We start from the raw sequence: 24,878 nt of genomic DNA on the forward strand, positions 1-24,878 counted from the left end.
CGATCAGACGGCCACCAGGACCCCGGCCGCGCCGTCGTCATCTTCCCCGTCGTTGCCGTCACTCCTCAGGGCATCCCCGACGCGATCGGACGCGGAGCGCTGCGCGTCGAGCCGGACGAAGGTGTAGATGTCCATGGTCACTCGGATCGAGCTGGGGCCGAGGACTTCCATGATCATGCGAGCGTCGGCGCCCTGCTCGTGGAGGAGCGACGCGCAGGTGTGGCGCAGGTCGTGAAAGCGGACCTTGCGGATGCCGGCCCGTATGGACAGCGTCTCGAAGGAGCGGTTCAGGTTGCGCGGCTCGATCGGGGTGCCGTTCTTCGTCGTGAAGACCAGACCGTGTCCCGTCCCCTTCCAGTTGTCGCCCGCGCTCTTCCGATCGGCGACCTGCTGGGCGCGCTGAGCACGGAGCGCCGTCACGCACTCGGACGACAGCCAGGGCAGGAAGCGGCTCGCCCAGCCCGAGGACCAGGTCGAGCCCGAGCAGGCACGACCCCGCCGCCCTGATGACCCTCGTTTCGAAATCTGGAAACGTGGCTGATGCCGGAACGGGGTCGCTGGAGACATACGTGACGGGTGCTTGTTCGGCGGACTCGCCACCGTGGCTGACTTCCGGTGGGCCAGGTCAGAACTGTGCGCCCAATGACCGTCGTTCATTCGCCCTCCTCCCCAACGCAACGCCAGCTGAAAGGGGTTGCAGCCGCACCCGAATCCGAGCACGCCGACTGCCCCGGTACCGTCGGCACCGGGGTCCTGATCAGGGCTTCCATGACCGGACCGCCCGGAATGCTGTCCAGGCTGAGGGTGATCCGGTCTCTTGTTGTCGGTCACCCGCGCGAGCAGGCTCGGCGAAACGGGCCGTGGGATCAGCTCAGGGCTTTACCCACCTCGTAGATCGTTGGCCGATCTTCGGGAGCTTGGCTGAGCATCGCGTCGACCAGGTCGCCCAGCTCACCGGGCGCCTTCACAGGACGGCGCCTTCCGTTCGCCACTGCTTTTCTCTGGACGGCGCGCGGAGCGTCGTCCGGGTACTCGACCGCTCGCCACCCGGTGGCTGAGATCAGGAGGGACGCCCCGAGGGCGTAAATGTCGGCCTCCTGCGTCGGCTCGGCTTCTCCGATGTCGAGCACGCTGCGAGCGATCTCTGGTGCCTCGTAGTGGACGAGGCAGCCGCGGAACGGGAAGTCGTAACTCTCAGGTACCTGCCCGCCGCGAGCTAGCGCGAGGTCGATGAGATGGGTTCGTACCGGCCCGATGATGAAGTGGGCAGGCTGCACGTCGCCGTGTGCCCAGCCCCGTACATGGAGTTCTGCCAGCGCTTCGACGCAGCCCAGTGCCACGCTGTAGTGCGGCGCGATGGATGAGCCCCGCCTGCGGCAGGGCTCCCAGATCCGGTACAGGTCTGGCCCCTCGTGCCACGGCTGGAAGTTCCAGGTTCCGCGCTCCCACTCGCCGTACGCGACCTCACCCGAGCCGATACGGTGCAGCACAGCGCCTTCGCGTGCGGGCGCAAGCGCGGTCCAGGGTTGGGCCGGCCACTCCCCAGTGGCCTCGATCGGATAGCCGAGTTTCACGGCGTGGTGACCACGTGGGCCGGCCACTTCCCAGACCGTGGAGCCCCTACGGCTCAGGATCAGCCGCTGTTCCGTGGGCATGAGCGCGTCGAGCACTACAATCGGCATTTCAGGGGTTGAGTCGGACAACGTCCTCTCTCTCCTTCCGGCAACGCGGTCGACCACCAACCCGGGCCGACCGCACCTCTGTTGTCGGGTGCTACGCGTCACCGTAGGGACGGCCGCAGTCCGAGTCGCACTGTGCGAGGTTCGTGCCGTCGACGGTCCACAAGTCGTCGAAGACCGCGAATCCGGCGGCCTTCATGGCACGGGCCGAGGCCGCGACCTTCTCCGGGTCACGGGCCCCACCGCCCGGCTTCGGGTTGTGATGCAGGAAGCGGCCCGCGTACCGCTCACACAGCTGGCCGTACTCCTTGGTGTGCAGGATGAGGGCGTGAAGGCCGAGGTCGACATCGTCCGAAGGGGCCATGGAAACGGTGGCAGTTGCCGCCGTGACCACGAAGGCCACCGCCTGGTCGGCGATCCGCTCGGCACGCTCGGCCGACTCGCTGTGGTGGGTTACCACGAAGTGGGCCAGGCTCTCGAACAACTCCTCACCTGCGACCGCGCGACCGGTCTTGTGTACGTTCGCCGTTGCTTTCATGTGCCGTCTCCTCGTGTGAAGTGGTGCAGGGCACTTACCTGCCGCCTCGATCGCCGAGTTCGAATCGGAGGTGATCGCCAGCGGGTCGGAGGCCGGCCCCGGGCGGGGACGGGGAGCCGTAAGCGGCACCCGCTCGGGGCGGCCGGTCTAGTACTGGCCGGTACCGAGGGCCATGCCGATCACCAAGCCGCACGAGCCGCTGATGCAGATGATGAACAGGACCCCGGCATACCGGCCGACGGCGCGCATCACAGCCCAACCCGACTGTTGCCGTTCCTCGTTGCCAGACGGGCGCTCAGTTCTTCCCGAGCGCTGAGCGCGACGACGTTGTCCGGCATGGCATCCCACTCCCTGCCCCCAGGGATTGGCCGCATCTGCACACGACCGCCGATCTCACCCATGACGACGCCGATACGTCTGCTGGCACTGTCCTTCGCCAGTTCGCCGATGTTTGGCCTGGTCTGCTGGTTGCTCGCCATGCACACGAGCTTCCTGCCGACCATCAGGACGTCGGAACCACCGACAACCCCCACTTCAGGACGTCCCGCGTCGGGTAGAACGTCCCTAGTGCCGTCCCCGGATGTTAGGAGAGATTGAAGTGGCAAACGAGAGACTACGTGCGGCCATGGCGGCCGGTGGCTGGACGTACAACGCCCTCGCGGGCAAGGTCGAAGTCGATCCCAAGTCCGTCGAACGATGGGTCAACCTGGGGCGTACGCCGCGTCGTGCCACAGCCATGTTGGCAGCAGAAACGCTAGGAGAAGACGTGCACGCTCTATGGCCATCGCTCAGGCAGGCACGCCCCGCCCGCGCCGTCAGCCCAGAACTTGTGGCTCTCTACGACCAGCGGGCGGACATCCCCGTATCCACCTTCGTGGACCTCCTGACCCAGGCCCGCGAGCAGATCGACGTGTTGGTGTACGCCGCTGTCTTCCTGCACGAGGCGTACCCGAGACTCAACGAGCTCTTGAAGGAGCGAGCGGCCGAGGGCTGCACGGTCCGCATCGCGCTCGGCGATGCGGAGAGCTCGAACGTCCAACAGCGAGGCGAGGAGGAGAAGTTCGGCCACGGCATCCAGTCACGTTGCCGTCTCGCGCTGATGCACTATCGCCCGCTTATCGGGACGCAGGGCATCGAGGTACGGACCCATGCCACGACGCTCTACAACTCGATTTATCGGGCCGATGACCAGGCACTGGTCAACGCTCACGTCTGGGGCGTGAACGCCTACCGGGCCCCTGTGTGGCACCTGCGCCGAAATGGGGAAGGCGGCATGTTCGAGACCTACGCTGACAGCTTCGATGCAGTGTGGGCGACCGCGAAGCCAGTACGAGAGAAGTGATCATGGCACGCACTGAGTACTACGACGACCCGGACGCTCCCAAGCCCAACAGTCTGGTCGTCGCCGCGTCCGCGGTGGTCACTGACGACGAGGGACGCGTCCTCCTACAGCGCCGACGGGACAACGACCTCTGGGCGCTGCCTGGCGGCGGTATGGAGATGACGGACTCCCTGCCGGGCACTGCCGTCCGTGAGGTGAAGGAGGAGACGGGCCTGGACGTGGAGATCACCGGTCTCGTCGGGACGTACACCGATCCGCGCCACGTCATCGCTTACACGGATGGTGAGGTGCGTCGACAGTTCAACGTCTGCTTCACCGCGCGTGTGATCGGGGGCCAGCTCGCGATCTCGGACGAGTCCACGGAGCTGAAGTTCGTCCAGTCCGAGGAGATTGATCAACTGCCCATGCATCACACGCAGCGGCTACGAATCCGGCACTTCCTGGAGCAGCGTGAGCGGCCCTATCTGGGTTGATTTGACGGCGTTACACCAGGCCGACCGGTCGGGAGACGTCGCGTTGTGCGCTGCCCGGGAGTGCCAGTCGTCGTTCCTTGCTTGACGTCAGAAAGCACAAGGCTTTCAAGCCGCGCATTTGGGGGGAGACTCGGCCGATGAACTGGGCGAACGGCTGGCCCGGGATCGTTTCGAAGCCGGTCGCTTTCACCGTGGTTCCTGCTTGTTCCCCGCTCGATATGGTGCGCTTGTGGCCCAGCAGCGATGCTGTCGCATCCGGAGCAGATTGATTGGTCGCCAGGTTGAGCCTGTACGGCTGCTCTGGAGAGGGTTGGACTCCGATGGGATCGAGCTCCGCGTTCGGCGCCGACCAATCCGCCAGCTCCAGGCGGTCGCACTGAACAGAGCCAGCGAATCGTGAAGCCCGTGCCTCAGCCGACGACAGTCAGCCGCGATGGCGGGTCCGTGGAACCATCAGGTGCGCGTGTGCCTCGATGCGCCCCCTCCGGCCAGTTACATGTTGCCTATAAGGACAGCACACTGCGTAGGCCATGCTGTACGACGCGCGCTTGGGGGGCCGCCGGCGGACGGAGGATGAGCTCTGGCGGCAGCACAGGTTCGGCATGCACCAGTTGGATACCAGCTGAAAGGCCAGAGCCAGAGAGTGGCCCTCTGGGTGTGTCAGATTGCAGTGCCATTCGAGCGGCTCTCCCCTAAGATGGTGTGTTGACAGCGCATGCGATCAAATGGGGGAAGAAGCATGGTTGGCTGGGAACAGCTCGCGTACAAGGTAGCTACGGGCGCACTGCGCTCTGCTGTATCTGCTGTTGTCAGATCGGCATTGGCTCCGAAGGCTGGCGCACTGATCGTCACAGGCGGATCGACAGGTCGCCTCAAAAACAAGCTGCTTCCAGCCGTAGAGGTTACGGATCGCGATATTAAAGAGTTTGCAAAACATGTAACCTCGATCATGGAACCGCTTATGCGGAATGAATACGCCGACCTGCCCAAGTCGGAAGCTAACGCATCACTACAGTCGGCAGTTGATTCCTTCGCAGCGGTTTCCGTCGATGTTTTTGATACCGACTTCGATCCGCATGTTTACAGTGAGAAGATTATAACTGGGGCACGAGATAGCGTTGCAAAGGTTGAGTTGAGTGAGGGAGGATATAATCTCTACACCCGCATAGTGACTGAGGTTTCTGCTCAACTCCTCAACTTTGTAACCACCTGGCCTTCATTCCTGGCCAGAGCGAATATTGAGCAGCTCAAACGCGCAACCAAGGCAGCAAAAGAGCTGCATAATATTCGTCAAGCAGTAGTGGATGATGCAGATGCAGAAGAGATCAATTTTGAAGAAAAGTATTCAGAGGTAGTCGTCGCAAAGCTTGACCAGCTAGAGCTCTTCGGCGTGACGTACTCTCAGCCAGACCAGCGATCGTACCCACTGAGTGCGGCTTATATCAGTCTCTCCGTTGCAGGGTCTGAGAAATCTGGTACCGAGAAAGATGATTTCGATAAGGATCTAGTAGGTCTCGACGGCGCAACCGCCTGGCATACAGGTATCGCTGATGCTGGAGCGGAAGTGAGCGGAGGTCTACGCTCCGAAAGTGCCATCGCGAACTTCAGGCGTATTTTGCTTCGCGGAGATGCTGGCTCAGGTAAGAGCACTCTATTGCGTTGGCTTTCCGTTAACTCTGCACGTCGCTCACTTGACGGTGAACTTCGGCAATTTAATGGCCACGTTCCAATTCTTTTGCCGCTGCGTCGATTTGCTGATCGTGATCTTCCAGCTGCGCATGAATTTCTCAATGAGATTGGCAAACATCTCGTCGGAGAGATGCCCAGTGGTTGGGTTAACCGAGTTCTTCGGAGCGGGCGCGCATTCATCCTAATCGATGGAGTGGATGAGCTACCCGAGAATAGACGCGAAGAGGCTAAGGAATGGCTTGAGGAGCTACTAGACACCTATCCAGCGGTTAGATATATCGTGACTTCACGCCCGGCTGCGGCAGAAGAACGATGGCTTGTCCATCAGGACTTCACGTCAGTCGATATGCTTCCGATGAGCCGCTTGGATATCGAGAATTTCGTAAAGCACTGGCATGATGCTGCTCGTTCGTGCTTGCCAGCAGAAACGACCGAAGAAGACATAGACGAGCTTACCAAGTATGAGGATGAACTCGTAAGGGCTATCCGAGGGCAGCGGCAGCTTCGTAAGTTGGCCTCGAATCCACTCCTCTGCGCGCTGTTGTGTACGCTCAGCAGAGATCGGCGAATGCAATTGCCGCAAGGCCGCATGGAGCTCTACTCTGCAGCCCTCGAGATGCTACTAGTGCGTCGTGATGTCGAGAGGCGTATTAAGCATTCTGACGCGCCATCTCTGACACTCAACCAGAAAAAACGAATTCTGGGCCATTTCGCCTATTGGCTACTGCGCAATCAGCTAACCGATACAACAGAGGATCAAGCAATTGACCAGGTGGCTTTGGCGCTGGAGTCGATGCCCTCAGTTAATTCCAGTGGTCATGACGTATACAAGTATCTGATGGTGCGTAGCGGCCTCCTACGGCGACCGGTGGAAGGGCGAGTTGATTTTATTCACCGGACTTTTCAGGAATATCTCGCAGCCGCGACCATTGTGTCACTGAACGATATTGGCGCTTTGGTTAAAAATGCGCACGTCGATCAATGGCAGGAAGTCGTTGCTATGGCTTTCGGGCATGCTCGCCCAGAAGAATGCAGTGACATTCTCAATCAATTGATCACACGCGGAGAGGAAGAGCCCGCAAATACGACTCGGTTGCACCTGCTCGCTGCCGCTTGCTTGGAGAATGCAGACCAGCTGGATCGAAAAACTTATGATCTTGTCAGGCGGCATGCCGAAAAATTGATACCGCCCTCGAAGGTGTCTGAGGCAAAAGAGCTAGCTGCTGTAGGCGAGTCTGTGCTGCCGCTCCTACCCCGCTCTGGGCGTCGGCTACTTGCTCAGAAGGCCGCATCAACCGTACGGACGGCAAGCTTGGTGGGTGGTGAAGCTGCGCTCGATATCTTGAGTGGTTATGGTTCCGATGGCCGTAAAGCCGTCTATACCGAGCTTTCTCGCGCCTGGACTCAGTTTGACGTAGATGAGTATGCCAAGCGAGTGATGAGTAAATCCCCAATCGCGCGCCGAGAACTTGTGATCGACCACGAACAATTGTTGCCCACGTTGCGGCATTTTCCGGAATTGCAAATTCTTCGGTGTGGATGCCCTGTAGAGAACTATGATTGGCTCGATTACTGCCAGTCGGTGAGCCATATTGGACTCTGGGGTGACTCGGCTTCAGCATTGGAGCGCCTTGCCCGCCTCCCTCGCCTAAAGGGACTTTCTCTTGGGAATTTTGATCCTGCGGAAGAGAATTTGGAAAGGTTCGGCCAACTGCAGGAACTCACCTCATTGACGCTTCAAGTCAAGGATGTGGGAGTGCCGTTTAGCTTTGTGCATTTTCCTGCCATGGAGAACTTGCGGGCTATTCAAATTGGTATGAGCGGTTCGGTAGAGGGGTTCGCGCAGCCTGGTCAATTTCCAAGTTTGGAAATAGCTTCATTTACGTTCTGTAATGAGGTCGACTTTTCCGGATTTGAGAACGCGGACAGTCTGGTTAGCGTTAACTTCATGCATGTCGGGAATTTTAGAAATACTGAGACTGTCAGCGAAATGACCAATTTGCGCATAAATGCATATTCGGTACGCCAAAAATCTCTTCCGGACCTGGCGCGCATAAAGAATGTAAATTCGCTTCGTATTGGAGTTCGGCGAGGAAGGGCTGATCGCACTGTGGACCTTGCGCCTTTTGCTGGAATGAGTGGCGTGCAAATTCGTTTCAGTGAGTCGGTTCAGCTTGCTACTCCGGCGTCTTCGCTAGGAAAGGGTGTCAAGGTTCTCATGCGCTCTTAGTGAAAAGTGGGGCACGCAGGCCGAGCCTCGGCGAGCTTCGCCCGGGACATCCGGAAGGCGCTGTTGCGCGGAACGGGCGCCGGCCGGGCCGGAGCGGGGCGGAGACAGGAGCGAAGGCCCGGCCGGGGGCCGGGCCGCCCGGTGAGCAAATCAAGCCGCCTTGAATCCAGTAGGTAAGGTTGTAACTCTCAACGGGGGTGGGCCTGGGGTTCTGCGTGCTTGGAACTGGTGCTAGTCGGCGCTCCCCGTCTGGAACTGACGGCAACCCTGACGGCAACGACGGCACACAGAGGCTGTTGTTCACGACCGCCAGCAATCAGGCGGGAGGAAGGCGGAGCCGCCGCCAGGCAGACTGCCCGATCCTACGGATCAGAAGGTTGCAGGTTCGAATCCTGCCGAGTGCACACAGGTTGAAGGCCCCGGATCACTCCGGGGCCTTTGGCGTTTGAGGGACGTACAGCAGTGAAGTACAGCAACGGGACCCGAGAGGAAGCCCGTTGCTGTCCAGGACGTGTCGGTGGTTGCGGTATCACTCGGACACGTACGCGCCGTACTGGTCGGCGAGGACGTTCACGGGCGCCGCGCCGCCGTTGTAGATGTCGACGTACCCGTCCGAGCCGACCGGGGGCATGATCTCGTTCGGTGTCGTCCGCCCGGTGCCGTAGTCCAGGCTTGCCGTGCCCGGCCGGGTGGTTCCGTCGGCCCAAGCGGTCAGGTAGCCGCCGGTGGCGGGGCTGACGGCGGTCAGCACCAGGTCGGCGGCGGTGGTGCCGGACGACGGGATGCCGTGGACGCCGCTGAACCTGAGCTTCAGCGTCTGGTGCGCCCCGAGCTTGGCGATGCGGCCCCCGGTTCCGGTGCCGTTCCGGGTGTCGAGGATCCGGGTGGGCGTGGACGGCAGGTAGACCGAACCGGTGCCGGTCGCGTCGGCGTAACCGAAGACGTCGATGACCAGCTGCACAGAGCCGCTGCTGCTGTTGTGCAGCACGACCTTGCCGTCGGCCAGTGGCACGACGGTCAGGTTCGACACCGTCTGCCCCTTGGTCCAGTACGACGTGGTGACGGCCGAGTCCGCGATGCCGTGCGAGGTGACGGTGAGCGACCCGGAAGCCTGGGTGCTCGTCGTCTGGACGTCGAGGACGACGGCCGCCGCGTCCGCCGGGATGCCGTGGGTCCCGGCGACACTGACGGTGATCGACTTCCCGGACGCCACCGGGCCGGTGACGCCGCCCGTGCCGTTTCGTGTGTCGAGCACGCGGACGGGGGTGACGGGCGTGTACGAGTGCCCGTACTGGGCGTGGCTGAAGATCCCGGCGGTGACGACCTTCACGCTGACGGAGGCCGCGCTGCCGTTGTAGAGGTACACGTCCCCGGCAGGGCTCGTCCTGACCGTCATGCCGTTCTCGGTGGTCTGGTGCGCGGCGAAGTTCAGAGCGGAGACGGACGGCCGGGCCGTGCCGTACGGATAGAGGGTCAGATAGCCGCCCGAGGTGCCGCCGGTGACCGTGACTCTCAGGGCGGCCGCGTCGACGCCGTTCGCATCGGTGTGCAGGGTGCTGCTGGTGAGGTCGAGGAGGCCGTGTGCCTTGACGGTGCCCTGGTAGTCGTACTCCGGCGGCGTCAGCGGCGTGTAGGAGTCGGCCGGCCGGAAGGTGGCGGTGGCGGTGGCCGTGCGCCCGAAGATGTCGGTCTGCGTCAGCGTCAGCGTGTCGCTGCGGAACGGCTCGTCGTAGTCGTGCCCCGTGGCTCCCGCGGTGACGGGCACGCTGCTGGACGAGGCGTCGCCCCAGGAGATCGTGCGCGAGGCGAGCTCCCAGTTGTCCGCGTGGTCGAGCGTGAGGGAGGCGGTTCCCGCGTCGACGGTGCCCTCGGCGATCTCCGGGCTCACGGTCATTGACGTGGCCGGGGGCGTTGCCGTTCCGACGGTGACCTTCGCCGTCCGGGTCGCGCTGGACCCGTTGGCGTCGGTGACGGTGACCTTCTCGGCGTAGACGCCAGGGGTGGTGTACGTGTGCGTGACGGTCCCCGAGGCGTCCGTGACTGCTGGGCTGCCGTCACCGAAGTCCACCGTGTACGTCAACGGCAGACCCCAGGAGCCGGAATGCGGGCCGCCCGGCGTCACCGACACGCTGAGCGGGCCGATACCGCTGGACGGCGTGGCGGCGCCGAGCACGGAGAGCGTGTCCTGCCGCTCGAAGGCCCCTCGGTCGTACGTCGTGCCGGTGCCGGTGCCGGTGCCGGTGTCCGTGACGAGGGGGTCGTCGACCCGGGGCGCGCCGTTCACGTCGGTGGCCGGTTCGCCTGGGGCATCGGCGTCGGCCGAGTCGATCACCGGGGAGTTCTCGTCCGTGGCGTCCGGGTAGGCGTAGCCGACGTGGTCGAGGTCGTGGGCGCCCTGGCCGGTGGCCGCGGTGAAGGTGGCGACTGTGGTGTAGCCGGTGCCGCCCCAGGAGTACTCGGCCCGGCCGCTGTCGAGCGCGAAGGCGTTGTAGTCGGCGGTCACGGAGGCCGCCGAGTCGGCGGCGACAGAGAACGCGGGGGCCGTCGGGGCGGGACAGACGGTGCCGTGCCCGACGCCAGTGAAGACGTTGTTCTCCACCGTCGCGGAGGAGCCGTGGTCGATGGTGAGGCCCGGGCCGCACGCGTCGTCGAGTGTGTTGCCCGTCAGATCCGCGGTGGCGGTGCCGCTGACCGCGATCTCGGCGTACCTGCTGCCTTCGAGCTCGTTGGTCGTCACGGTGACGTCGTGCGCGCCGGACGCGACCTGGACGGCGTTCCCGTGGCTGTCGTAGATCCGGCTGCGGGAGACGGTGACGTCCGACGAGGCGCCGTCGACGGAGACCCCGTCGGTGGCCGCGGTCGCGTCCTCGGGGCCTTGCTGGGCTATGTACAGACGGTCGAGCACCACGTCCTGCGAGCCCTTGACGTCGACGGCGTCGGTCGTGGAGTGGTCCAGCAGGAGATAGGAGACGTGGACATCGTGCACGCCCGACAGGGTGATCGTTCCGCCCAGGAGGGGCGGCAGGATCTGGGCGGCCGGGGTGCCGATGGGGTCGGAGGTGACGCCCTGGAAGGTGATCGGCGCGGAGGAAGTGCCGGACCGGGTGATGGTCACCCTCCCGCCGTGGCGCGGAGGGCCGACGATGTCGACCGTCTGGCCCGGCACCACCACGTCGGCGGCGGCCTGAACCGAGCAGAACGGCACGTCCTGTGTGCCCGGGCCCGTGTCGCTGCACCAGTCGACGCCCTGCACGTACAGCGTCCCGGGCTGCCCGGTGTCCGCCGCAGCGGCCGGCGCCCCGGCCAGGGCGCTCACGACGGCCAGCGCGCTCGCGGCCAGGGCGACGAAGCGTGACGTGCCCACCATTCCCCCAATAGATCGGATGTCCTGCCGCGCAGTCTGGCACCGGCACCACAAAGAGGGGGTCTTGCGTTGCCCTTGATCCTCTATCCGCTTGAACGTGTTTCGGTCAGGCCGCCCCTCGCACGGAGGACCGCTGCAGGCGGCGGTCGAGTACCGCCCGGAGCCGGCAAGTTGGCGTGCCTGCGGCCGGGGCAGCAGCACCAGTACGCAACCGGAGTACTGGCAGCGGCCATGTGGCGTGCCGTACCCATCCGCAGCAATTTGACCTCATGCGGTGCGCGTGGCCAGGCCGTGGAAGGCCTGGGTGGTGCGGGGGTGGGCGAGTTCGTCGAGCAGGTGGCGCCAGTCGGGGTCGGTCGTGGCGGGGTGGGCCTGGTCCCAGGCGGTGAGGAGCGGGGCCAGTTCGGTCTCGGGGGAGATCATGACCGGCGGGGAGGACAGGAGCTGGTTCATGGGAGTTCCTTCTGGAGGGGGCCGGGGGCCGGGGCTGATGGCTTCTACGATGCCGCCGATCCCGACGCCGCGACATGGAGCCGGCCGCCCGAAACGAGGTGGGGGCAGCTGTACCCCCAGGGGGCCGCCAGCCCCCATCGCGAGGTCGTCGTAGCCCTCTGCGATCGTGGCCGGCATGGGTGAACTGGTCGAGCGGGTGGACGAGGAGGACCGGGTCATCGGGGTGGTGGACCGGGGGGAGGCCATCGAGAAGCGGTGGCTGCACCGGGTCGCGACCACGGTCTGCCGTGATCCGGGCGGGCGGATTCTCGTGCATCGGCGGCCGGAGAGCGTCTCCCGCTTCCCCGGCCAGTACAACTGGCTGGTGGGCGGGGCAGTGGAGGTCGGGGAGTCGTACGAGGACGCGGCGGCCCGGGAACTCGGCGAGGAGCTGGGGGTGTTCGGGGCGCCGCGTCTGGTCTTCACGTTTCTGTGCCGCGGCGAGATCAGCCCCTACTGGCTCGGGGTGCACGAGGTGGTCGTGACCGAGGCGCTCGTGCCGGATCCGGCGGAGATCGCGTGGTGCGGGTGGTTCGAGGAGGGCGAGTTGCTGGAGGCGGTCGGGCGGGGGCCGGTCGGGCGGGGATCGGCCGGGCGGGGGTCGGCCGGGCTGGGGGTGTTCGTGTCCGACGGGGTGGAGGCCCTTCGGCGTTATCAGGCCCTGTGAACGGCGTCAGCAGGCGGTGCTGACCGCCGCCCGCGGCAGGGTCGGGCGGGGCAGGGTGACCACAGTCCCGGACGGGCGCCGGGACTTGTGGGCGCCGGTGAAGACGAACAGGCGCAGGACCAGGAAGCGGCCGATGCCGGCCAGGGCGGAGGCGCTCAGGTAGACCGCCTGTTCCGTGAGCATGCCCGGCGAGGAATGGACCGCGTGCAGGAGGAACATCGCGACGCAGGTGACGGCGTACGCGGCGGCCGCCGAGCCGGAGGACTGGAGGTGCCGGCGCCAGCCCGGGCGGCGGCCGGTGCCGAAGGTGAACAGGGCGTGCAGCTCGGTGCACAGCAGCGTCGAGGCCACGGTGATCAGCGCGTTGGCCATCGCCCACGGCATCGTCAGCGCCACCAGCGGTACGGCGAAGCTGGAGAGGACGCCGATCCCGCCGCCGCAGACGACGAAGCGCACGAAGGAGGCGAGAGGGCCCGGCGTGGACGGGGACTTGGACGTGGTCCGGTCGGCCGTCTGCGGCTCCATGGGGTTTCCTCCGGCTCGGCGCTGGCGTGTCGATCCGCTGGATCCCGGGTGGACCAGCCGCGATCAACGATGCCGTGGCGGCCCCGCCGAAACGATGGAGTGTTCTACCGAACCGAAGGTAGGGCTGGCTCCACCCCCGGGGTGGGGCGACCCCGGTACTGGCTCACGACAGCACTGCCCCGGCAGTGCCCGCCTCCCCCTCACCCATCCCCCGCGTCCTTCGCCCGCAGTTCCTCGATATAGGCGAGCGCGAGGTTCGTGGACCGGCTGAACCAGTCGTGGAGTACGGCGATCTCGTCGGCGGAGTAGCCCGCGAAGACGGCGTCGAGGCGGTCGTAGTACGGCTGGTAGAGGGCGACGACCTTGGCCACCGCGTCGGGCAGCGCGGCGACCCGGACGCGGCGGCGGTCGTTCGGGTCGGGTACGCGCGTGACGTAGCCGCCGCGTTCGAGGCGGTTGAGGATGCCGGTGACCGCGCCGGTCGTGACATGGGCGTGCTCGGCGAGGTCGCCCGCGGTGAGGAGGTCCTCGCCGGCCTTCAGGACGCAGGCGAAGCACAGCAGGTCGGTGACGTTCAGGCCCAGCCGTTGGGCCATCTCCTGCTGGCCGAGGTGGGCGGTGGCGATGAAGAAGTCCATCGCCTCCAGTGCCTGGGCCGGAGTGGCGGTGGGGCGGGGCTCGGCGTGCATCGGATTCCTGATTCTCTTAGTGTGTGAGAGGTTTCTGCGCTAAATTTCTTAGGACGTGAGAGAACGGGTCGAGGAGGATCTGTGAGTGCACATCAGTATGACGAGGGGCACACGGTCGCGGGATGGACCGGAGTCGGCATCGCCACGGTCGGGACGTCCGTGCTGGGGGTGGGGGTGTGCCTAGTGTCCGGCGCGCTGATCGCCGTCGGCATCGTGATCACCGCGGCGAGCGCCCTCGTCACCTGGGCCCTGCACCTGACCGGCTGGGGTAAGCCGCCGGGGCGCCGGCCGCGCGAGCAGTGGGGGATGCGGGTGCGGGACACGGGTGCGCGGCAGGGGCATCCGGGGTGCGTGGGGTGCCGGATGGCGGGGCGGGGAAGGGCGCGCGCCACGGCGGTCGGGTCCAGGGCTGCGGCCACGGCCACCGCGGAACCGGTTTCCGCGGAGTCGGTGGGCTGAACCGGCCCCGGAGTCCCTCGTGCGGCCCGTTGTCAGTGGTGCCCCCTACTCTCGTGAGGGATGGCACAGGGATGGAAGTGCTCGGGGTTGTCGTGGTCGGCGGACGGCCCCGTGCTGCGGTGGGAGGGCGGGCGGCGCAGTGCGCTGACCTGGGGGAAGCGGGTGGCCTTCGGGGTCGCGGAGGGGGGTGTGCGGACATGTGTGGGAGCGCGGGGGCACGCGTGCCCGGCGCGGACCGCGGTGTCGGGGCGGACCACCGGGGCGCGCTGCGAGGAGTGCGCGCGACTGGACCGGGCGCACTCCGTGGCCGCCGACACCCTTGCGGACGATCCCCGGCCGTACCGGGTGTATCTGGCGTGGTTCGGGCCCGGCATGGTCAAGGTCGGCATCACGGCGCACGAGCGGGGTTCCGCGCGGCTGCTGGAGCAGGGTGCGGTCTGCTTCAGCTGGCTCGGCACCGGTCCGCTCATGGCCGCGCGCCGCACCGAGGAGCTGCTGCGGGCGGCGCTCTCGGTACCGGACCGGATTCCCTACGGCGCCAAGCGGGCCGTACGGTCCGTCCTGCCGGTGTCGGCCGGCCAGCGGGCCGGCGAGCTTGCCGAGCTGCATGCGCGGGCGGGGGCACTGGGCGGCTGGCCGGACTCCCTGGAGCGCGCGCCGTACGAACCGGTCGACCACGTCGAGGTGTTCGGGCTCGCAGGTCTGCCCACCGCCGTGGGTGAGGTGAGCGAGCTCGTCGCGGGCGGGTCGGTGGGCGGGCGGCTCCTCGCGGCCGCCGGACCCGACCTGCACCTGGAGACGGACAGCGGCGGAGTCGTCGTACTGGACACCCGGCTGATGACGGGGTGGGAACTCGTCCCGGCCGACGGGGCGGAAATCACCGTGCCGGTGAGAGAGTTCAAGGAGGCACCGGGGATTCAGGACGGGTTGTTCTGACAGGTCTGACCGGCCTGAGGGGTCTGACGGGTCTGACGGGTCTGATGTGTCCGACGAGGGGGAGGGCCGGGGATGGACGTCACCGTGCAGTGGATACGCACGTCATGGACGAAGCGGTCCCGTGGCGGCGAGGCCGCGGCACGGAGGAACGCGGCTCCGGTCGGCTTCGCGTTGCCGCCGTCCGCGGTGGGGCGGGCCGGAGAGTCGTTCGTCCACGCGGTCCGGATGGACGAGCGGGACGACTTCGTGCCGCACGACCAGCAGGGCGACAACCTCAAAGGCGTCGACGTCCAGCTCAGTGAGGCGGACGGGCGGTTGCGGGTGCTGCCGAGGGTGAGGCCGATGTTCGGGGTGCCGCCCCGGCCGCGGCGGCGCCCGGGCGTGCGGCTGGAGCCCGGGCAGTGGGTGCGGTGGCGGCTCAACTACCGCTTCAGCAGCGCCGTCGGCCTGCGGGACTGGTCGTACTGGCTGGACACCTTCAACATCGCCTACGGCCCGGTCGGCGCCGAGGTGTTCCTCGGGGCACCGACGGTGCATGTGGACGAGCAGGGGCCGGTCCGCTAGCGGCCGGAGCTCGGCCGGATGCCTGGTCCGTCCTGTCGAACAAGCAGTTCCCCAGGCGTTGCCTGAGAGGCGCCTGTGTGTTTCTCAGCAAAATCACAGACTGTCGAAAGGGTGCTCTCAGGGGGTCCCGACAGGGTGTTCGCCATGACCACGACCTCGCCCCAGGGGCGCACCGAACTGCTGAGGCCGGACGGGAGCCCCGTCCGAGTGCTTGTGGTGGACGACGAGCTGTCGATCACCGAACTGCTGTCCATGGCCCTGCGCTACGAGGGATGGCAGATCCGCAGTGCGGGGGACGGCACGGGTGCCGTCCAGACCGCACGGGAGTTCCGGCCCGACGCCGTCGTCCTGGACATGATGCTGCCGGACATGGACGGGCTGGCCGTCCTCGGGCGGCTGCGGCGCGAACTGCCGGACGTGCCCGTGCTGTTCCTGACGGCCAAGGACGCCGTGGAGGACCGGATCGCCGGGCTCACCGCCGGTGGCGACGACTACGTCACCAAGCCGTTCAGTCTCGAAGAGGTCGTCGCCCGGCTGCGCGGCCTCATCCGCCGCTCCGGCGCGGCCGACCGCCGTTCCGACTCCGTGCTGGTCGTCGGTGACCTCACCCTCGACGAGGACAGCCACGAGGTGTCGCGGGCCGGGGAGAACATCCACCTCACCGCGACCGAGTTCGAGCTCCTGCGGTTCCTGATGCGCAATCCCCGGCGGGTGCTCAGCAAGGCGCAGATCCTGGACCGGGTGTGGTCGTACGACTTCGGCGGCCAGGCCAACGTCGTCGAGCTCTACATCTCCTACCTGCGCCGCAAGATAGACGCGGGACGGGAGCCGATGATCCACACCCGGCGCGGCGCCGGCTACCTGATCAAGCCCGCCGCCTCATGAGCGGGCGACGACGGCCGCGGGCGCAGAAGCGGGCAGGGCGGGCAGGAAAACCGCGCACGCTGCGGACGCGGCTCGTCGTCGCGTCGGTGGTGCTGATCGCCGTGGTCTGCTCGGTGATCGGCACGGTGACGACTCTGGCGTTGCGGTCGCATCTGTACGACCAGTTGGACGGCAAGCTGCGTGAGACGTCCGGGCGCGCGGTGGGCTTCGGCAAGGACAGGGGGCCGGGCGGCGACGGAGACACCGACCCGAAGAACCCTCCGCCCTCGAAGAAGACGGTCCCGGCGAGCGCCAAGGCCGCGAACTTCGTCAAGCAGGTCCCGACGCAGCCCGACACCATCGCCGCGTACGTGCAGAAGGGCAAGATCGTCAGTGCTGCCGTCGCCAAGCAGAAGAAGGACAGCGACGGCACCTTCCAGGGCATGACCGCGGGCAGCCTCACCGTCGCCGCGAAGGCGGCCCTCGCCGAAGTCGCCCAGGACAACAGGGCCCACACCGTGGACATCCCGGGCTTCGGCGAGTATCGCGTCCAGTACGTCACGAGCATGGACGGCACCGACTCGTACTACATCGCCCTGCCCACCGACGACGTCAACAACACCATCAACACCCTGATCCTCGTAGAAGTCAGCGTCACCGCCGCCGGCCTCGGCGCGGCCGTCATCGCCGGATACGTCCTCGTCGGACTCGCCACCCGCCCCCTGCGCAAGGTCGCCAACACCGCAACCCGCGTCTCCGAACTCCCGCTCCACACCGGCGAAGTGAACCTCAGCGAGCGGGTGCCCGACGCGGAGTGCGATCCGCACACCGAGGTCGGGCAGGTCGGTGCCGCGCTGAACCGGATGCTGAACCACGTGCACGGCGCCCTGCACGCACGCCAGCAGAGCGAGATGCGGGTGCGCCAGTTCGTGGCCGACGCCAGTCATGAGCTCAGAACACCGCTCGCCTCCATCCGCGGCTACGCCGAGCTCACCCGGCGCGGCAGGGAAGAGATCGGCCCCGACACCCGGCACGCCCTCGGCCGTATCGAGTCCGAGGCGGGCCGGATGACCCTGCTCGTGGAGGACCTGCTGCTGCTCGCGCGCCTGGACGCCGGGCGGCCGCTGCAGTTCGAGCAGACCGACCTCATCCCGCTCGTCGTGGACACCATCAGCGACGCCCGAGCGGCCGGCATGGACCACAACTGGCGCCTCGACCTGCCCGACGAACCCGCCCTCGTCTCCGGCGACGCGGCCCGCCTCCAGCAGGTGCTCATCAACCTGCTCGGCAACGCCCGCAAACACACCCCGCCGGGTACGACGGTCACCGCGCGCGTGCAGCGCCGCGGACCGTGGATGTGCGTGGACGTCGAGGACAACGGCCAGGGCATCCCCTCCGACCTGCTCCCGCACGTCTTCGAACGGTTCGCGCGCGGCGACTCCGCGCGCTCCCGCGCCACCGGATCCACCGGCCTCGGTCTCGCCATCGTGCAGGCCGTCGCGACCGCGCACGGCGGGGCGGTGACCGTGGACAGCGTTCCGGGGCGGACCGTGTTCACCATGCACCTGCCCGCGGTCGGTCCCGTGGCCCCCCGCCCGGCGCCCGAAACGAACTGGCAATCGCACTCACAGGCACAGCACAGCGCCGCCATATGGGTGCAACAGGGGGCTTGACCAGAGTCGTTCCCATGCGAACCGACTCTTCTCCCGGCACCCTGCCGGCGCGGGAGCACCTCCCGGCCGGCGACGCCGGTACGCCTGTCCTGGACGTAGTGATCCCCGTCTACAACGAGGAGAAGGACCTCCAGCCGTGTGTGCGGAGACTGCACGAGCACCTCGAGCGCACGTTCCCGTACGCGTTCCGCATCACCATCGCGGACAACGCGTCGACGGACACCACGCCCCTGGTGGCGCGGCGGCTGGAGGCGGAGATTCCGGAGGTCAGGGCCTTCCGGCTGGAGCAGAAGGGCCGCGGCCGGGCGCTGCGGACCGTCTGGTCCGCCTCGGACGCCCCGGTCCTCGCCTACATGGACGTGGACCTGTCCACCGACCTCAACGCCCTGCTGCCGCTGGTGGCCCCGCTGATCTCGGGCCACTCCGACCTGGCGATCGGCTCCCGGCTCGCCCGCAGCTCCCGGGTCGTGCGCGGTCCCAAGCGCGAGTTCATCAGCCGCGCCTACAACCTCATCCTGCGCGGCTCGCTCCAGGCCCGCTTCTCCGACGCCCAGTGCGGCTTCAAGGCCATCCGGCGTGACGTGGCCCAGGTCCTGCTGCCGCTCGTCGAGGACACCGGCTGGTTCTTCGACACCGAGATGCTGGTCATCGCCGAGCGCGCGGGACTGCGTATCCACGAAGTGCCCGTCGACTGGGTCGACGACCCGAACTCCACCGTCCACATCGTGCGGACGGCGACCGAGGACCTCAAGGGCGTGTGGCGGGTGGGCAAGGCCCTGGCGGGCGGGTCGCTGCCGCTGGACCGGATCACCCGGCCGTTCGGTGACGACCCGCGCGACCGCGAGATCCAGGACGTGCCCAAGGGGCTGGCCCGCCAGCTCGTCGGGTTCTGTGTCGTCGGCGGTCTGTCGACCCTCTTCTACCTGGTGCTCTACAGCGCCTTCCGGCAGTTCGGCGGCTCCCAGACCGCCAACGCGCTGGCCCTGCTGGTCTCCGCGGTCGCCAACACCGCCGCCAACCGGCGCCTGACCTTCGGGGTGCGCGGGCGGGGCGGTGCCGTCCGCCACCAGGCGCAGGGCCTGGTCGTCTTCGGCATCGGCCTCGCGCTGACCAGCGGCTCCCTCGCCGCGCTCAACGCGGCCAGCAGCGACCCCGCGCACTCCACCGAGCTGGCGGTGCTGATCGCCGCCAACCTCGCGGCGACCGTGTTGCGCTTCCTGCTCTTCCGGGCCTGGGTGTTCCCCGACCGCGAGGACGACCAGCCCCGGACGGACCACCCCCGGACGGACCACCCCCGGTCCACGGTCGTCGCCACGCACGCCCCGGCCGCACCCCCGCAGTCGTACGGGCCGCTGCCCCAGCGCCCGACGGCACCCCAGGCACCCCAGGCACCCCAGTACACGACAACGCCGTACACCCCGAAGTCCCTGTACGACACGACCGAGTTCCGCGCCGGTGAAGCCGCGGAGCAGCGCACCTGGAAGGACGCCACCATGCGGCTCGACCCGGTGCGCCCGACCGACACCGACCCGAGGAACTCCTGATGACCACGCAGACCGACCGTCCGACCCAGCAGGGTTCCGGATGGGGTCCGGCGGCGACGGCCCCCGAGGCGCCGGTCGCTCCCTCGGTCCCCGAGTCCGGCGAACCCCAGCAGCCCTTCGCGCGCAGACTGTGGCGCGGCCGCCCCGAGGACCCCCGCTGGGCGCGCCCGGCCTTCCTCGGCCTGCTGGCCGCGACTCTCCTGCTCTACCTGTACAACTTGAGCTCCTCCGGCTACGCCAACTCCTTCTATTCGGCGGCGGTCCAGGCCGGCAGCCAGTCCTGGAAGGCGTTCTTCTTCGGCTCGCTCGACGCGGGCAACGCGATCACCGTCGACAAGCCCCCGGCCTCGCTGTGGCCGATGGAGCTGTCGGTGCGGATCTTCGGCCTGAACTCCTGGGCGATCCTCGCACCCGAGGTCCTGATGGGGGTCGGCTCGGTCGCCGTCGTCTACGCCTCGGTGCGCCGCCGGTTCGGTCCCGCGGCCGGTCTGATCGCGGGCGCCGTGCTCGCGCTCACTCCCGTCGCGGCGCTGATGTTCCGGTTCAACAACCCCGACGCCATGCTGGCGCTGCTGATGGCGCTCGCCTGCTACCTCGTGGTCCGCGCCCTGGAGGACGGTCGTACGAAGTGGCTGCTGTGGGCGGGTGCCGCGATCGGCTTCGCCTTCCTCGCGAAGACCCTCCAGGCCTTCCTGATCCTGCCGCCGCTGGCGATCGTCTACGCCGTCTGCGCGCCGGTCTCCGTGAAGAAGCGGTTCGGCCAACTGGCCGCCGCCACCGCCGCGTTGGTCGTCTCCGGCGGCTGGTGGGTCGCGGTCGTCGAGCTGTGGCCCGCCTCCTCCCGCCCCTACATCGGCGGCTCCCAGAACAACTCCTTCCTTGAACTGACCTTCGGCTACAACGGCTTCGGCCGCCTCAGCGGCGACGAGACCGGCTCGGTCGGCGGCGGTGGCGGCGGAGGCGGCACCGGCCAATGGGGTGCGACCGGCTGGGACCGGATGTTCAACTCCGAGATCGGCGGCCAGATCTCCTGGCTGCTGCCGGCCGCGCTGATTCTCCTCGTCGCCGGTCTGGTGGCGACCCGCAAGCTTAAGCGCACGTCGGTGACCCGCGGTTCGTTCCTGGTCTGGGGCGGCTCGTTGCTGATGACCATGGTCGTCTTCAGCTACATGGCGGGCATCTTCCACCAGTACTACACGGTGGCCCTCGCCCCCTACATCGCGGCCGTGATCGGCATGGGCGCGGGCATCCTGTGGGAGAAGCGCGCCGAGCTGTGGGCGTCGATCACCCTCGCGGCCTCGGTCGTGGCGTCGGCGTCCTGGAGCTACCTCCTGCTCGACCGCACCTCCGACTACCTGCCCTGGCTGAAGTACCTGATCCTGATCGGCGGCCTGGTCGCCGCGCTCGGCCTGATCTTCGCGGGCCGACTCAACCACCGACTCGCCCTCGCGGCGGCCTCCCTGGGCCTGGTGGCCGCCCTGGCCGGCCCGACGGCGTACACGATCAGCACCCTCCAGGAGGGCCACACCGGTTCCATCGTGACGGCGGGCCCGGCGGGCGCGTCCATGATGGGCGGCGGTGGCGGTCCGGGCGGTGGTGGCGGCCGGGGCGGCTTCGGCGGCGCCATGCCCGGCGGGCAGGGCCAGCAGGGCCAGGGCCGGCAGAACGGCAACGGCACCGGTGGCTTCCCCGGCGGCGGCATGCCCGGGCAGAACCAGCAGAACGGCAACGGCAGCACCCCGAACCAGCAGGGCGGCCGTGCCGGTGGCGTCGGCGGTCTGCTGAACGGCGCGAGCGTCACCTCCGAGGCCAGGAAGCTGCTGGAGACCGACGCGTCGAAGTACACCTGGGCCGCGGCGGCCATCGGCGCCCAGAACGCGGCGAGCTACCAGCTCTCCATCGGCGACCCGGTGATGGCGATCGGCGGCTTCAACGGCACCGACCCGTCCCCGACGCTGGCCCAGTTCAAGAAGTACGTGGCAGACGGCAAGATCCACTACTTCATCGCCGGCGGCTCCGGCGGCGGCATGGGCGGCAGCAGCAGCGGTACGTCGTCGCAGATCACCTCGTGGGTCGAGGCCAACTTCAAGAAGGTCACGGTCGGTTCGGCCACCTTCTACGACCTCACCCAGAAGGCGAGCAGCTGACGCCTCTCCCCGGCAGAAGGGCGGCGCCCCCGGCGGTCGCCGCCCTTCTCGTCGTACGGCGGGAAAGTGCGTTGTACGCCGTATAGGAACTGTTCTACGGTGTACAACATGACCGCCCCCGCCTCCGCTCCCACCCCCGTCGCCGTCTCCCAGGGCCATCCCCAGCGCTGGCTGATACTCGGCGTCATCTGTCTCGCGCAGCTGACCGTGCTGCTCGACAACACGATCCTGAACGTGGCCATCCCCTCCCTGACCAGCGAACTGGGCGCCGCCACCTCCGACATCCAGTGGATGATCAACGCGTACTCGCTGGTGCAGTCGGGCCTCCTGCTCACCGCGGGCAGCGCGGCCGACCGCTACGGCCGCAAGAAGATGCTGGCCGCGGGACTGGTGCTGTTCGGCGTCGGGTCGCTGGTCGCGGGTCTCGCCGACTCCACCGCCCAGCTGATCGCGGCACGGGCCGGGATGGGCGTGGGCGGTGCGCTGCTGATGACCACCACACTCGCGGTGGCGATGCAGATCTTCGCGCCCGGGGAACAGCCGAAGGCGATCGGCATCTGGGCGGCGGTGAACTCCCTGGGCTTCGCGGCCGGCCCCCTCCTCGGCGGCTTCATGCTGAACCACTTCTGGTGGGGCGCGATCTTCCTGATCAACCTGCCGGTCGCCGCGCTCGCCCTGGTCGCGGTCGTGCTCCTGGTCCCCGAGTCCAAGAACCCGCGGGGCGACCGCCCCGACCTGCTCGGCGCCCTGCTGTCCACGATCGGCATGGCCTCCCTGGTGTTCGCGATCATCTCCGGCCCCGAGCACGGCTGGACGTCCGGCCGGGTGCTGACTCCGGCGGCCGTGGCGGTCGTGGTCCTCGCCGGGTTCGCGTACTGGGAGAGCCGGATCCCCCATCCCATGCTCGACATGCACTTCTTCCGCGACCGCCGGTTCACGGGAGCGGTGGCCGGGGCGGTTCTGATCACCTTCGGCATGGGCGGCTCGCTCTTCCTGCTCACCCAGCACATGCAGTTCGTCCTCGGGTACGGCCCCCTGGAAGCGGGGTTGCGGACGGCCCCGCTCGCGCTGATGATCGTGGCCCTCAACTTCACGGGCCTCGCGGCGAAGTGGTCGGCGAGGCTCGGGACGCCGCTCTCCATCGGCCTCGGCATGGCGGTGATGGCCGCGGGCCTCCTCTCCATCGCCACGCTCACCGACCACGGCTATCCGGGCACCCTGCTGGGGCTGGTGCTGATCGGCGCGGGGGCGGCGGTCGCCAGTCCCGCGATGGCACACGCGATCATGAGCGCGATCCCGCCGGAGAAGGCCGGGGTCGGCGCGGGGATCAACGGCACGGTGGCGGAGTTCGGGCAGGGACTGGGGGTCGCGGTCCTGGGCGCGGTGCTGAACGCGCGGTTCGCGGCGGGGATTTCCGTGGCCGCGGTGTCCCTGCCGGGGGCGTTGGCGCAGGTGGGGTCGGTGTCGGAGCGGGCGCGGATCACGGAGGCGTTCGCCTCCGGCCTGGAGAGCAGTCAGTTGGTGGGGGCGGTGGCTGTGCTGCTGGGCGGGGTGGTGGCGGGGGTGTTGCTGCGGCGGGCCGAGCAGGCGCAGGACGCCTAGGGGGGTGGCGGCTTCGCTCATCGGCGGCCGCGGGTCCGATGTGGCTGGTCGCGCCCACGCGGCGGAGCCGCATATCGGTACAGCCCCGCGCCCCTCACAGGTCGTGCAGGCCTAGCATCTTGGCAAGTGAACGACGTCTCGGAAGGTGCGCCATGGTCAAGGCAGGCCAAGAAGCGGCCGCGCGAACCAGTGTCTGGCTGGACGGCAAGGTGCGCCGCGGTGGCCGGGGCGGCGGGCAGCCGTCCGGTCTTGACCGGGACCGGATCACCGAGGTGACGGTCCGTCTCCTTGACGCCGAGGGGCTGGCCAAGTTCTCCATGCGGCGGCTGGCCGCCGAGCTGAACGTGACCGCGATGTCCGTCTACTGGTACGTCGACACCAAGGACGACCTCCTCGAACTCGCCCTGGACGCGGCCTTCGGCGAGCTGGAGCTGCCGGACCCGGACGCCGACGAGGACTGGCGGGACCAACTGCGCACGGTGGCCGGGGAGTACCGGGGCCTGCTGGTCCGGCATCCCTGGGTCTCACCGCTGGCCGGCACCTTCCTCAACATCGGCCCGAACTCCCTGGCCCTGTCCCGCACCGTGCACCGGGTCGTGCGCAGGACCGGCCTGCCCGCCCACGGCATCACCGGCGCGATCTCCGCCGTCTTCCAGTTCGTCTATGGCTTCGGGACCATCGAGGGCCACTTCATCACCCGCTCCGCCCAGGCCGGCATGACCCAGGAGGCCTACTTCCGCCACGCCATGACCGCGGCGACCCGGTCCCCCGGCGCCGCGGAGATCCTCAAGGAGAACGAGGAAATCATGAAGGCACGCGGAGGCGACACGGTGGAGGAGATGCGGGACAGGGACTTCACGTTCGCCCTGGACCTGCTGGTCAGAGGAATCGAGGCGATGGTCGAGCGTCCTCAGGTGCGCTGACCCACCCTCGGCTGTCAGGCCAGCCGCGCCGGGAAACCGCCGGTGGCGACCGGCCCCCACCGCACCGGCGTGACCCGGATGATCGACTTCCCCTGCTTCACCATCGCCGCCCGGTACTCGTCCCAGTCAGGATGCTCCCCGGAGATGTTCCGGAAGTACTCCACCAACGGCTCCACGGACTCCGGAGAGTCGATGACCTCCGCGGTTCCGTCGACCTGGACCCACGGCCCGTCCCAGTCGTCGCTCAGTACGATCACGCTGACCTGGGAATCCCGCTTCGCGTTCCGCGTCTTCGCCCGCTCGGGGTACGTCGACACGACGATCCGCCCCGAGTCGTCGACCCCGCAGGTCAACGGCGAGCCCTGCGGGGACCCGTCGGCCCGCCGGGTCAGCAGGATCGCCCGGTGCCGGGGCCGTACGAAGTCCAGCAGCTCGTCCAGGGAGACGGACTTGTTGGTCGCAATGTTCGGTGCCATGG

Annotated in this window: 22 protein-coding genes; 13 read left to right on the forward strand and 9 right to left on the reverse strand. The window is 67.6% G+C overall.

Annotation, left to right across the window (positions count from 1 at the left end):
- Nucleotides 1-3: 3 nt before the first annotated feature.
- The 4 genes from D1369_RS21095 to D1369_RS21110 form a co-directional block, all read right to left on the reverse strand.
- Entirely contained in the window at nt 4-420 is a 417-nt protein-coding gene (locus D1369_RS21095) for a site-specific integrase (RefSeq protein WP_050789721.1), read from the reverse strand.
- 446 nt (nt 421-866) lie between these two features.
- Nucleotides 867-1,703, reverse strand: coding sequence for a protein kinase (locus tag D1369_RS21100; RefSeq protein ID WP_037900714.1), 837 nt, complete (start codon nt 1,701-1,703; stop codon nt 867-869).
- A gap of 70 nt (nt 1,704-1,773) precedes the next feature.
- Nucleotides 1,774-2,217, reverse strand: coding sequence for a hypothetical protein (locus D1369_RS21105; RefSeq protein WP_037900711.1), 444 nt, complete (start codon nt 2,215-2,217; stop codon nt 1,774-1,776).
- A gap of 248 nt (nt 2,218-2,465) precedes the next feature.
- Nucleotides 2,466-2,696, reverse strand: coding sequence for a hypothetical protein (locus D1369_RS21110; protein ID WP_050789894.1), 231 nt, complete (start codon nt 2,694-2,696; stop codon nt 2,466-2,468).
- Between the two features lie 146 nt (nt 2,697-2,842).
- Between D1369_RS21110 and D1369_RS21115 the strand changes: the two genes are divergently transcribed.
- The 3 genes from D1369_RS21115 to D1369_RS21125 all read left to right on the forward strand — a co-directional run bounded on the left by D1369_RS21115 (nt 2,843) and on the right by D1369_RS21125 (nt 7,951).
- A complete protein-coding gene (locus D1369_RS21115) occupies nt 2,843-3,559 on the forward strand; it encodes a hypothetical protein (RefSeq protein WP_007383153.1) in 717 nt (238 codons plus the stop codon).
- A gap of 2 nt (nt 3,560-3,561) precedes the next feature.
- On the forward strand, nt 3,562-4,032 hold the full coding sequence (locus D1369_RS21120; RefSeq protein ID WP_007383152.1) for an NUDIX domain-containing protein: 471 nt from the start codon (nt 3,562-3,564) through the stop codon (nt 4,030-4,032).
- Nucleotides 4,033-4,771: 739 nt separating this feature from the next.
- Nucleotides 4,772-7,951 (forward strand): NACHT domain-containing protein, encoded by a 3,180-nt coding sequence (locus D1369_RS21125; protein WP_158680138.1) that lies wholly within the window; start codon nt 4,772-4,774, stop codon nt 7,949-7,951.
- 529 nt (nt 7,952-8,480) lie between these two features.
- Here the strand turns inward: D1369_RS21125 and D1369_RS21130 are convergent.
- Together D1369_RS21130 and D1369_RS21135 are read right to left on the reverse strand one after the other, a co-directional pair.
- Nucleotides 8,481-11,318, reverse strand: a complete 2,838-nt coding sequence (locus tag D1369_RS21130) for a PKD domain-containing protein (RefSeq protein WP_237557637.1) — start codon at nt 11,316-11,318, stop codon at nt 8,481-8,483.
- A gap of 264 nt (nt 11,319-11,582) precedes the next feature.
- Nucleotides 11,583-11,768, reverse strand: coding sequence for a hypothetical protein (locus tag D1369_RS21135; RefSeq protein ID WP_007383149.1), 186 nt, complete (start codon nt 11,766-11,768; stop codon nt 11,583-11,585).
- Between the two features lie 175 nt (nt 11,769-11,943).
- Between D1369_RS21135 and D1369_RS21140 the strand changes: the two genes are divergently transcribed.
- Nucleotides 11,944-12,474 carry an NUDIX domain-containing protein gene (locus D1369_RS21140; protein ID WP_007383148.1) on the forward strand — a complete coding sequence of 177 codons (531 nt, stop codon included), beginning with the start codon at nt 11,944-11,946 and terminating at the stop codon, nt 12,472-12,474.
- A gap of 6 nt (nt 12,475-12,480) precedes the next feature.
- On the opposite strand, the gene D1369_RS21145 is transcribed toward D1369_RS21140, so the two are convergent.
- Both D1369_RS21145 and D1369_RS21150 read right to left on the reverse strand, forming a co-directional pair.
- A complete protein-coding gene (locus D1369_RS21145; RefSeq protein WP_037900705.1) occupies nt 12,481-12,999 on the reverse strand; it encodes a GtrA family protein in 519 nt (172 codons plus the stop codon).
- A 200-nt stretch (nt 13,000-13,199) separates the two neighbouring features.
- The gene (locus D1369_RS21150) at nt 13,200-13,688 is read right to left on the reverse strand and encodes a MarR family transcriptional regulator (RefSeq protein WP_007383146.1); all 489 of its coding nucleotides are present in this window, start codon (nt 13,686-13,688) and stop codon (nt 13,200-13,202) included.
- Nucleotides 13,689-13,769: 81 nt separating this feature from the next.
- Here D1369_RS21150 and D1369_RS21155 point away from each other — a divergent pair, with 81 nt between their 5' ends.
- The 9 genes from D1369_RS21155 (at nt 13,770) to D1369_RS21195 (ending at nt 24,400) form a co-directional block, all read left to right on the forward strand.
- Entirely contained in the window at nt 13,770-14,147 is a 378-nt protein-coding gene (locus D1369_RS21155; RefSeq protein WP_007383145.1) for an HGxxPAAW family protein, read from the forward strand.
- A 60-nt stretch (nt 14,148-14,207) separates the two neighbouring features.
- The gene (locus D1369_RS21160) at nt 14,208-15,083 is read left to right on the forward strand and encodes a DUF2797 domain-containing protein (protein ID WP_007383144.1); all 876 of its coding nucleotides are present in this window, start codon (nt 14,208-14,210) and stop codon (nt 15,081-15,083) included.
- A 72-nt stretch (nt 15,084-15,155) separates the two neighbouring features.
- On the forward strand, nt 15,156-15,647 hold the full coding sequence (locus D1369_RS21165) for a hypothetical protein (RefSeq protein ID WP_007383143.1): 492 nt from the start codon (nt 15,156-15,158) through the stop codon (nt 15,645-15,647).
- 144 nt (nt 15,648-15,791) lie between these two features.
- Nucleotides 15,792-16,532: a response regulator transcription factor gene (locus D1369_RS21170; protein ID WP_020117528.1), complete on the forward strand. Its 741-nt coding sequence runs from the start codon at nt 15,792-15,794 to the stop codon at nt 16,530-16,532.
- Nucleotides 16,529-18,184: a HAMP domain-containing sensor histidine kinase gene (locus tag D1369_RS21175; protein ID WP_007383141.1), complete on the forward strand. Its 1,656-nt coding sequence runs from the start codon at nt 16,529-16,531 to the stop codon at nt 18,182-18,184. Before D1369_RS21170 ends, D1369_RS21175 begins: the two co-directional genes overlap by 4 nt.
- A 14-nt stretch (nt 18,185-18,198) precedes the next feature.
- Nucleotides 18,199-19,728, forward strand: coding sequence for a bifunctional glycosyltransferase family 2/GtrA family protein (locus tag D1369_RS21180; RefSeq protein WP_118082571.1), 1,530 nt, complete (start codon nt 18,199-18,201; stop codon nt 19,726-19,728).
- On the forward strand, nt 19,728-21,875 hold the full coding sequence (locus tag D1369_RS21185) for a glycosyltransferase family 39 protein (RefSeq protein WP_007383139.1): 2,148 nt from the start codon (nt 19,728-19,730) through the stop codon (nt 21,873-21,875). Before D1369_RS21180 ends, D1369_RS21185 begins: the two co-directional genes overlap by 1 nt.
- Before the next feature lie 108 nt (nt 21,876-21,983).
- Nucleotides 21,984-23,477 (forward strand): MFS transporter, encoded by a 1,494-nt coding sequence (locus D1369_RS21190; protein WP_118083149.1) that lies wholly within the window; start codon nt 21,984-21,986, stop codon nt 23,475-23,477.
- Between the two features lie 152 nt (nt 23,478-23,629).
- Entirely contained in the window at nt 23,630-24,400 is a 771-nt protein-coding gene (locus D1369_RS21195) for a TetR/AcrR family transcriptional regulator (RefSeq protein ID WP_007383137.1), read from the forward strand.
- Nucleotides 24,401-24,414: 14 nt separating this feature from the next.
- On the opposite strand, the gene D1369_RS21200 is transcribed toward D1369_RS21195, so the two are convergent.
- Nucleotides 24,415-24,876: a PPOX class F420-dependent oxidoreductase gene (locus tag D1369_RS21200; protein ID WP_007383136.1), complete on the reverse strand. Its 462-nt coding sequence runs from the start codon at nt 24,874-24,876 to the stop codon at nt 24,415-24,417.
- Nucleotides 24,877-24,878: the final 2 nt, after the last annotated feature.

The sequence above is a fragment of the Streptomyces sp. CC0208 genome (assembly GCF_003443735.1).
GTDB lineage: Bacteria > Actinomycetota > Actinomycetes > Streptomycetales > Streptomycetaceae > Streptomyces > Streptomyces sviceus.